The sequence below is a fragment of the Gammaproteobacteria bacterium genome (assembly GCA_037388465.1).
GTDB lineage: Bacteria > Pseudomonadota > Gammaproteobacteria > SpSt-1174 > SpSt-1174 > JARRKE01.
In genome coordinates this window covers 1-7,632 of record JARRKE010000090.1, presented here as the reverse complement: position 1 = coordinate 7,632, position 7,632 = coordinate 1, and the positions used below count along the sequence as shown (strand labels likewise).

Annotated in this window: 8 protein-coding genes and 1 riboswitch; of the genes, 6 read left to right on the top strand and 2 right to left on the bottom strand. The window is 64.9% G+C overall.

Going from position 1 to position 7,632, the window contains the following annotated elements; all coding sequences use genetic code 11:
- The first annotated feature begins 595 nt into the window (after positions 1-595).
- From P8Y64_12700 to P8Y64_12685, 4 genes are all read left to right on the top strand, one after another.
- The gene (locus P8Y64_12700; protein MEJ2061325.1) at positions 596-940 is read left to right on the top strand and encodes a thioredoxin family protein; all 345 of its coding nucleotides are present in this window, start codon (positions 596-598) and stop codon (positions 938-940) included.
- Positions 937-1,509 carry a 1,6-anhydro-N-acetylmuramyl-L-alanine amidase AmpD gene (ampD, locus tag P8Y64_12695; GenBank protein MEJ2061324.1) on the top strand — a complete coding sequence of 191 codons (573 nt, stop codon included), beginning with the start codon at positions 937-939 and terminating at the stop codon, positions 1,507-1,509. Before P8Y64_12700 ends, ampD begins: the two co-directional genes overlap by 4 nt.
- Before the next feature lie 116 nt (positions 1,510-1,625).
- Entirely contained in the window at positions 1,626-2,510 is an 885-nt protein-coding gene (gene ampE, locus P8Y64_12690; GenBank protein MEJ2061323.1) for a regulatory signaling modulator protein AmpE, read from the top strand.
- An 8-nt stretch (positions 2,511-2,518) separates the two neighbouring features.
- A complete protein-coding gene (locus P8Y64_12685) occupies positions 2,519-3,106 on the top strand; it encodes a histidine phosphatase family protein (protein ID MEJ2061322.1) in 588 nt (195 codons plus the stop codon).
- Positions 3,107-3,124: 18 nt separating this feature from the next.
- Here P8Y64_12685 and P8Y64_12680 read toward each other — a convergent pair whose 3' ends face one another.
- On the bottom strand, positions 3,125-4,048 hold the full coding sequence (locus P8Y64_12680) for a LysR family transcriptional regulator (GenBank protein MEJ2061321.1): 924 nt from the start codon (positions 4,046-4,048) through the stop codon (positions 3,125-3,127).
- 99 nt (positions 4,049-4,147) lie between these two features.
- Between P8Y64_12680 and metE the strand changes: the two genes are divergently transcribed.
- A complete protein-coding gene (metE, locus tag P8Y64_12675) occupies positions 4,148-6,454 on the top strand; it encodes a 5-methyltetrahydropteroyltriglutamate--homocysteine S-methyltransferase (GenBank protein MEJ2061320.1) in 2,307 nt (768 codons plus the stop codon).
- Positions 6,455-6,529: 75 nt separating this feature from the next.
- Positions 6,530-6,675: riboswitch (FMN riboswitch) on the top strand.
- 101 nt (positions 6,676-6,776) lie between these two features.
- Positions 6,777-7,442, top strand: coding sequence for a 3,4-dihydroxy-2-butanone-4-phosphate synthase (gene ribB / locus P8Y64_12670; protein ID MEJ2061319.1), 666 nt, complete (start codon positions 6,777-6,779; stop codon positions 7,440-7,442).
- A gap of 10 nt (positions 7,443-7,452) precedes the next feature.
- On the opposite strand, the gene P8Y64_12665 is transcribed toward ribB, so the two are convergent.
- Positions 7,453-7,632 (bottom strand): gamma-glutamyl-gamma-aminobutyrate hydrolase family protein (locus P8Y64_12665; GenBank protein MEJ2061318.1); only part of this gene is annotated, 180 nt, incomplete at its 5' end.

Sequence of the window (7,632 nt, the reverse complement as noted above, 5' to 3'; positions counted from 1 at the left end):
CCTGTATCTCCGCCAGGACGTGGTGATAGTCGAATTGATCCAGTGTTTTCAGATGCGTCACCCGGACATTGTCCCCGTTCGTTCGGGGGGGCGTAAAGGACTAGATCGTGAGGGGTTAGGGGTTAGGAGTGAGGCGTGAAGAGGAGGGTGGTGCCTTTTCGCCTCACCCCTCACTTCTCACACCTCACCAATAATCCCCGTCCCGCCTTGCCGAGCGACCGGTGGCTTGCAGGGTCAGCCCGGCAGGGACGCCGGGCTGAGGTTCGCCGCGACAGGACGTCGCGTCGGACCGTGCCCGTCGCAAGACAGTGGCTGCGAGGGTAGCCCGCAGGGCCAAGGTGGTGGGGGCGCATTTCTTTCGCCTCTTTCTTTGGGCGAACAAAGAAAGGGGCTCGCACGCATTAATAGACGTTAGATAAGAAAATCGCAGCGTTTTAGCGTGCGAAACAAAACCTCAGAGCTATCTAACCGAAGACCCAGCTCACGAAACCAAACCACGAACATTTCTAGTGGCAGCTTACTCCTCACCCCTCACCAACTCCCCCTCACGACCCAACCCTTTACGCCCCCCCGAACGAACGGGGACAATGTCCGGGTGACGCATCTGAAAACACTGGATCAATTCGACTATCACCACGTCCTGGCGGAGATACAGGGCGCGGCGCTGGTGTTCTTTTTCGGGCCGGACTGCGGGGCCTGCAAGGTGTGGCGCGCTCTGCTGGAACGCTATGCCGAAAATCACCCGGAGCTGCCGATATTCGAGGTCGACGCACAGCGCGACCTGGCGCTGACGCGTGAGCTGGATGTGTTTCACCTGCCGGGGCTGCTGCTGTACCGGGACGGCGAATACCATGCCGCGCTGCAGTGCGAGGCGTCTCTGGAAAAGCTGGAGAGGGCGATCGCGGACCGCCTCGCCCAGCCCGCGGAAGAAACGCCATGAAGGTCGACCGCATTACCGGCCTGCTGGATGAGGCGTTTTTCCTGCCCTCGCCGAATTGCGACGAACGCCCGGATGAGGCGGTGCCGGAGCTGATCGTGATCCACAACATCAGCCTGCCGCCCGGCGAGTTCGGCGGGCCGTGGATCGACGACCTGTTCATGAACCGGCTGGATCCCGCGCGGCATCCCTTTTTCAAGGAAATCGAGGGGCTGGAGGTGTCCAGCCATCTGCTGATCCGCCGCGGCGGCCGGCTGGTGCAGTACGTGCCCTTTCAGCGCCGCGCCTGGCACGCCGGGCAGTCCAGTTACGCGGGACGCCCGCGCTGCAACGACTTTTCCATCGGCATCGAGCTGGAAGGCGCCGACGACACGCCCTACGAGGACGTGCAGTACCGTGTGCTGAGGGAGGTGATCGAGGCGTTGCTGGTCGCTTATCCGACGCTTTCCGCGCAGCGCATCGCCGGCCATTCCGAGATCGCGCCGGGCCGCAAGACCGATCCCGGTCCGGCCTTCGACTGGGCGCGCCTGCGCGCCGGCCTGGAGGCCCGGGCGCCACATCGGGAGGCCTGACCGGAAATCGGTTTGTCATCAGCGTATTTGCGCGGCCGCCGACTGCGGCCCGCGGAACGGTGATGTATCATCATGACGATATTCAGCGACTACCAATAACAACCCGGGACCCCGTCATGACCTTGATTTCGGTGCTGCTCGCCCTGTTTCTGGAGCGTTTCGTGGGCGCCATGGACGATTTTCGCCGCCTGCGCTGGTTCCAGACCTATGACGCCTGGCTGGGTCAGGGACTGGCCGGCATGGGGTTGCTGGGCGGCCCCATCGCGCTCGCCGCCATCCTGATTCCGCCGCTGCTGGTCGTCTGGATTCTGCAGAGTTGGTTCGACGGCGTATTGCTGGGGCTGCTGGAGCTGGTGCTCAACCTGGCCGTGCTGCTTTACTGCTTCGGTCCCCGCGATCTGGAGAACGAGGTCGACGCCTATGTCGAGGCCGAGGCCATGGGCGACGCGGACAAGATACAGATCCGCGCCAGCGCGCTGATCGGCGAGGACGCCTCGGCGGATATCACCGAGCGCGTTCAGGCCGTGACGCAGGCGACCTTCTTCGAGGCCAACCGCCGCATGTTCGCCGTGCTGTTCTGGTTCGTCCTGCTCGGCCCGGTGGGCGCTTTGCTGTACCGCCTCAGCGTCCAGCTCATGCTCGACAACGCCGAAGAGGAAACGTCGCTGCAGGGGCTGGCCCAGCGTTGGGTGGGGCTGCTGGACTGGATTCCCGCCCGCCTGGCGGCGCTGGGCTACGGCCTGACCGGCCACTTCAACGCGGTGATGCCGGTATGGCGTCACTGGGTGCTGAGCGGCTGGTCCAACCTGCTGCACGCCAACCGCGCCCTGCTTGGCGAGAGCGGCGCCAAGGCCGTTGATCTGGACGCCGTACTGGCCGGCAAGCTGGACGCCACGGCCATCAGCACGCACCTGTCCATGGTGCACAGCCTGATTCTCCGCACCCTGGTCCTGTGGGTGACCATCCTGGCCCTGATGACGCTGGGTGGCTGGATCATCTGAGTAGGGCCGTGCTGACTATCGATTTTCTGCGTCACGGCGAACCGGTCGGTGGTATCCGCTATCGCGGCTCGGGCGCCGACGATCCTCTGAGTGAAGCCGGCTGGGAACAGATGTGGACGGCGGTCGCCGACAATCCCGGCTGGGAGCAGGTCGTCTCTTCCCCCATGCAGCGTTGCCGCAGCTTCGCCGAGGCCTACACGACCGAGCACGGGCTACCGCTGGAGATCGACGAACGCCTGCGCGAGGTGGGTATGGGCGCCTGGGAAGGGCGCAGCCACGAGGAAGTGCGCGCCTCGGAGCCGGAGCTGCATGCCGCCTATTACTGTGATCCCGTTCAACACCGGCCCGCCGGCGCCGAACCGCTGAGCGAATTCGTGGCGCGCGTCGGTGCCGCGCTGGATGCCCTGGTGGCGCGCGAGACCGGTCACTTCCTGGTGGTGGCGCATGCAGGCGTGATCCGCGCCACCCTCGTGCATGCCCTGGGCCTGCCGCTGGCGTCGACCCAGCAGGTCATCACCCCCTATGCCTGCCTCACCCGCCTGGAGTGGCGCTACGGCCACGTACGTCTGACGGCGCACAACTACCGTCACCTCTGAGCCGGCGCCGGGCGGTTTTCACGACGCCTCTTCGATGGGGCGCAATTCTTCCAGCACCTCGAAGCAGGTCTCCCGGGCGGTCTGAACGAACGCTTCCATATAGGCGTTCTTCCCTTCTTCGCCGCGCACGGCCGCGTAAAGCGTACTCCACAATCCGGTTTCGCCTAACGGTTTAGCGATTACCTGCCCGCTGGCTACGGCCTGGCTCGCCGCCCATTGGGGCAGCGCCGCCACCCCCCGGCCGCTGGCCACCAGCTGCAGGATCATCACCGTTAACTCACTGGTGCGGCGGGCCACCTGCACGCCGGCCGGGGCGAGAAAACGGCGATAGACGTCCAGTCTTTGCGTTTCCACGGGATAGGTGATGAGCGTCTCTTCGGTGAGATCTTGCGGCGTGATCCACACGCTTCCGGCCAGACGGTGGCGAGGCGGGACGAGCAGTACGTTCTGGTAACTGAACAAGGGGTGATAGGCGAGTTCGCGCTGCGTCACCGGGTCGGAGGTGATGACCAGATCCACTTCGCCCTGGCCGAGCGCTAGCAGAGGCTCGAAGCTGTGCGCCATGGAGATATCGAGTTCCACCTGCGGCCAATCGCGGCGATAGCGCTCCATGGTCGGCATCAGCCAGTCGAAGCAGCTGTGGCACTCCACGGCGATGTGCAATCGTCCATGCTGGCCGCCGCGAATGTGCGCGAGGTCGCGCTCCGTCTCGCGGATCCGCGGCAGCAGTTCGTCGGCCAGGGCCAGCAACCGCGTCCCGGCCACGGTGAAGCGGGGCGGGCGGCTCTTGCGCTCGAACAGCTGCAGCCCCAGTCGCTCCTCCAGTTCCTTGAGCTGGTGGGAGAGAGCGGACTGGGTAAGGTGCAGCCGCTCGGCGGCCCGCACCAGCGAACCGCTGTCGCGCAACGCCGCAAGGCTATGGAGGTGATGCAGCTTTAGCATGAGAATAATTCAAGTTTTTAACAAAAAATAATCGTTTGATTCATTTTATGGCCCTCCCCAGACTGGATGCAAAGCGAATAACCGAAAAAGGAGTCGTCCATGACCATTGCTCACAATCTTGGCTTTCCCCGTATCGGCGCCCGGCGCGAATTGAAGTGGGCGTTGGAGGCCTACTGGAAGGGAACGTCAGATCGCGAGGCTTTGCTGGAAGCGGCGCGCGAACTGCGCGCGCGGCACTGGCGGCTGCAGCAGGCGGCGGGACTCGACCAGGTGCCGGTGGGGGACTTCTCGCTCTACGACCACGTGCTCGACCACAGCGTGATGTTCGGCGCCGTGCCGCCGCGTTTTCACGGTACGGCGGAGGCGGCGGACCTCGACACCTATTTCCGTATGGCCCGCGGCCGGGCCCCGAGCGGTGAGCCGGTACACGCCTGCGAGATGACCAAGTGGTTCGACACCAACTATCACTACATCGTCCCCGAACTGCACAAGGGGCAGCGCTTTCATCTGGCTGCCAGCAGGTTGTTCGAGGAGGTGGAAGAAGCCAAGGCGCTGGGGGTGAATCCGCGCCCGGTGCTCATCGGCCCGCTGACCTGGCTCTGGCTGGGCAAGGTGAAGGGCGAGCCCTTCGACCGCCTCGATCTGCTGGATGAACTGCTGCCGGTCTACAGCGAGATTCTGGCGCGGCTTAAGGCGCAGGGGGTGGCGTGGGTGCAGATCGACGAGCCGATCCTGGTGCTCGATCTGCCTTATCCCTGGCAGCGCGCCTTCGAGTCGGCCTACACGCGCCTGGGTGCCGGCCGGCCGCAGCTGTTGCTGACCACTTATTTCGGCGCCCTGGAGGAGAATCTCAAACTGGCCTGTCAGTTGCCGGTGGACGGACTGCATGTGGACCTGGTGCGTGCCCCCGGGCAGCTGCAGCAGGTGGTGGACTGGCTGCCCGGCCACAAGGTGCTCTCCGCCGGCCTCATCGACGGGCGCAACGTCTGGCGCAGTGATCTGACGATGCTGCTCGAGATGCTCGAGCCCCTGCACCGGAAGCTGGGCAAGCGGCTGTGGCTCGCTCCGTCCTGCTCGCTGCTGCACGTGCCGGTGGACCTGGCCGACGAGGAACGGTTGGATGACGAGCTACGTGGCTGGCTCGCCTTCGCCGTCCAGAAATTGGAGGAGGTTGGTGCGCTGAAAATCGCTCTGAGCAAGGGCCGCCAGGATGTAGCGGACGCCCTGGCGGCGAGCGACACGGCGATGGAATCGCGTTGTGCATCGAGGCGACTGCACCGGGATGAGGTGCGTCGGCGCATGGAAGCCGTCGATGAGGCCATGGGCGCACGCCGCAGTCCTTATCCGGAGCGCCGCCAAGTCCAGCAGCGACGGCTCAATCTGCCGCTTTTTCCCACCACCACCATCGGTTCGTTTCCGCAAACAGCGGAGATCCGCGCGGCGCGGCGTGACCTCAAGGCCGGGCGCATCGACGCCGACGTCTACCGGACGCACATGCGTGAGGCGATTGCGCAAGCGGTGAAAATTCAGGAGGCGTGCGGGTTGGACGTGCTGGTCCACGGCGAGCCCGAGCGCAACGACATGGTGGAATACTTCGGCGAACAGTTGGACGGCTTTGCCTTCACCACCAACGGCTGGGTGCAGTCCTACGGTTCGCGCTGCGTCAAGCCACCCATTCTCTATGGCGATGTATCGCGACCGCAGCCGATGACGGTGGCGTGGATCAGCTACGCACAGTCGCTGACCGCGAAGCCCATGAAAGGCATGCTGACCGGCCCGGTGACCATCCTCAACTGGTCGTTCGTGCGTGACGATCAGCCCCGTTCTGAAACCTGCCTGCAGCTTGCCCTGGCGATCCGCGACGAGGTGCTGGACCTGGAGCGCGCCGGCATCGGCATCATCCAGATCGATGAGGCGGCCCTGCGCGAAGGGCTGCCGCTGCGCAAGACGCAGTGGAAGGCTTATCTCGACTGGGCCATCGGCGCATTCCGCATCGCCGCCAACGGTGTCGGGGACGAGACCCAGATCCACACCCACATGTGCTATTCGGAGTTCAACGACATTATCGAGGCCATCGCCGCCATGGATGCGGACGTCATCACCATCGAGACTTCGCGCTCCGATATGGAGCTGTTGGATGTATTCGAGACCTTCCACTATCCCAACGAGATCGGCCCCGGCGTTTACGATATTCACTCGCCCAACGTGCCGACCGTCGGGCAAATGGTGAATCTGATGGAAAAGGCCGCCGGGCGCATTCCCGCGGAGCGGTTGTGGGTCAATCCCGACTGCGGGTTAAAGACCCGCGCCTGGCCGGAGACCGAGGCAGCGCTCGCCAACATGGTGGCGGCCGCGCAGGTACTGCGCGAGCGGGCAGAATCGAAGAGGGGTGCGCTCGCCGGCTGAGCGCTGTACGGCTAGGTTGCGCCGCGCATGAAATCGGCGGTATGTTGAGCCCCGCTCACAAGAGCGAGTTTGACCACTTATTCTCAGGGCGGGGTGAAATTCCCCACCGGCGGTATTTCCGCTAAGCGCGGAAGAGCCCGCGAGCGCCTGCCTGTGCAGGGTCAGCAGATCCGGTGAGATGCCGGAGCCGACGGTGACAGTCCGGATGGGAGAGAATAAGGCATCCGCGGATCTGGCCATCGCCGGGTTCGTCGCGCCTGTTTGCCGGTGCTGCCGGCATGTCCCGCTATGCCCTGATTCTGGAACCCACTGGGAGCAATCCATGAATCAGAATGACCATACCTCTTTATTGGATCGATTCGGCGACGCCCGAACCCGTGTCGAGTATGCGTTCGATGCGCTGCGTAACGGCAAAGGCGTGTTGCTCGTCGACGACGAGGACCGCGAGAACGAGGGCGACCTCATCTTCCCCGCCGAGAGCGTGACCGCCGAACAGATGGCGATGCTGATCCGCGAATGCAGCGGCATCGTGTGCCTGTGCCTGACCGATACGGCTGTGCGGCGGCTTCGTCTGCCGATGATGGTAAACGAGAACACCAGCCGTAACGGCACGGCCTTTACCATTTCCATCGAGGCCAGGGTCGGGGTGACCACCGGCGTTTCCGCCGCTGACCGCGTGACCACCATCCGCACGGCCATCGCCGACGACTGTGCGCCCGAGGATCTCGCCCGGCCCGGGCACGTCTTTCCGCTGCGCGCGCAGCCGGGCGGCGTGTTGTCCCGCCGGGGGCATACGGAGGGCACCGTCGACCTGATGCGTCTGGCGGGGCTGCGCCCCGCCGGCGTGCTGTGCGAGCTGACCAACCCGGACGGGACGATGGCGCGTCTGCCCGAGGTGGTCGCCTTTGCGGAGCGTTATGGGATGCCCGTGCTGTCCATCGAGGATCTGGTCGCCTACCGCACGCTGATGCTGGGCGAGGCGGTCTGAGCCGCCCTGCCTAACCGGAACCGCCCGCGGCCTCCACCAGGGCATCGAACAGCCCCTGCTGCACGGGGTCCGTGGCGGCGGTGAGCTCCGGATGCCACTGCACCGCGATCAGCCAGGGATGGCCGGGCAGTTCGCAGGCCTCCACCAGGCCGTCGGGCGCGTAGGCGGCGGGCTGCAGGTCGTGCCCCAG

What these genes read in the sequence shown, in the direction of transcription:
- ampD (MEJ2061324.1), top strand. Translation starts at nt 937, where the DNA reads ATGAAGGTCGACCGCATTACCGGCCTGCTGGATGAGGCGTTTTTCCTG.
- ampE (MEJ2061323.1), top strand. Translation starts at nt 1,626, where the DNA reads ATGACCTTGATTTCGGTGCTGCTCGCCCTGTTTCTGGAGCGTTTCGTG.
- P8Y64_12680 (MEJ2061321.1), bottom strand. Translation starts at nt 4,048, where the DNA reads ATGCTAAAGCTGCATCACCTCCATAGCCTTGCGGCGTTGCGCGACAGC.
- metE (MEJ2061320.1), top strand. Translation starts at nt 4,148, where the DNA reads ATGACCATTGCTCACAATCTTGGCTTTCCCCGTATCGGCGCCCGGCGC.
- ribB (MEJ2061319.1), top strand. Translation starts at nt 6,777, where the DNA reads ATGAATCAGAATGACCATACCTCTTTATTGGATCGATTCGGCGACGCC.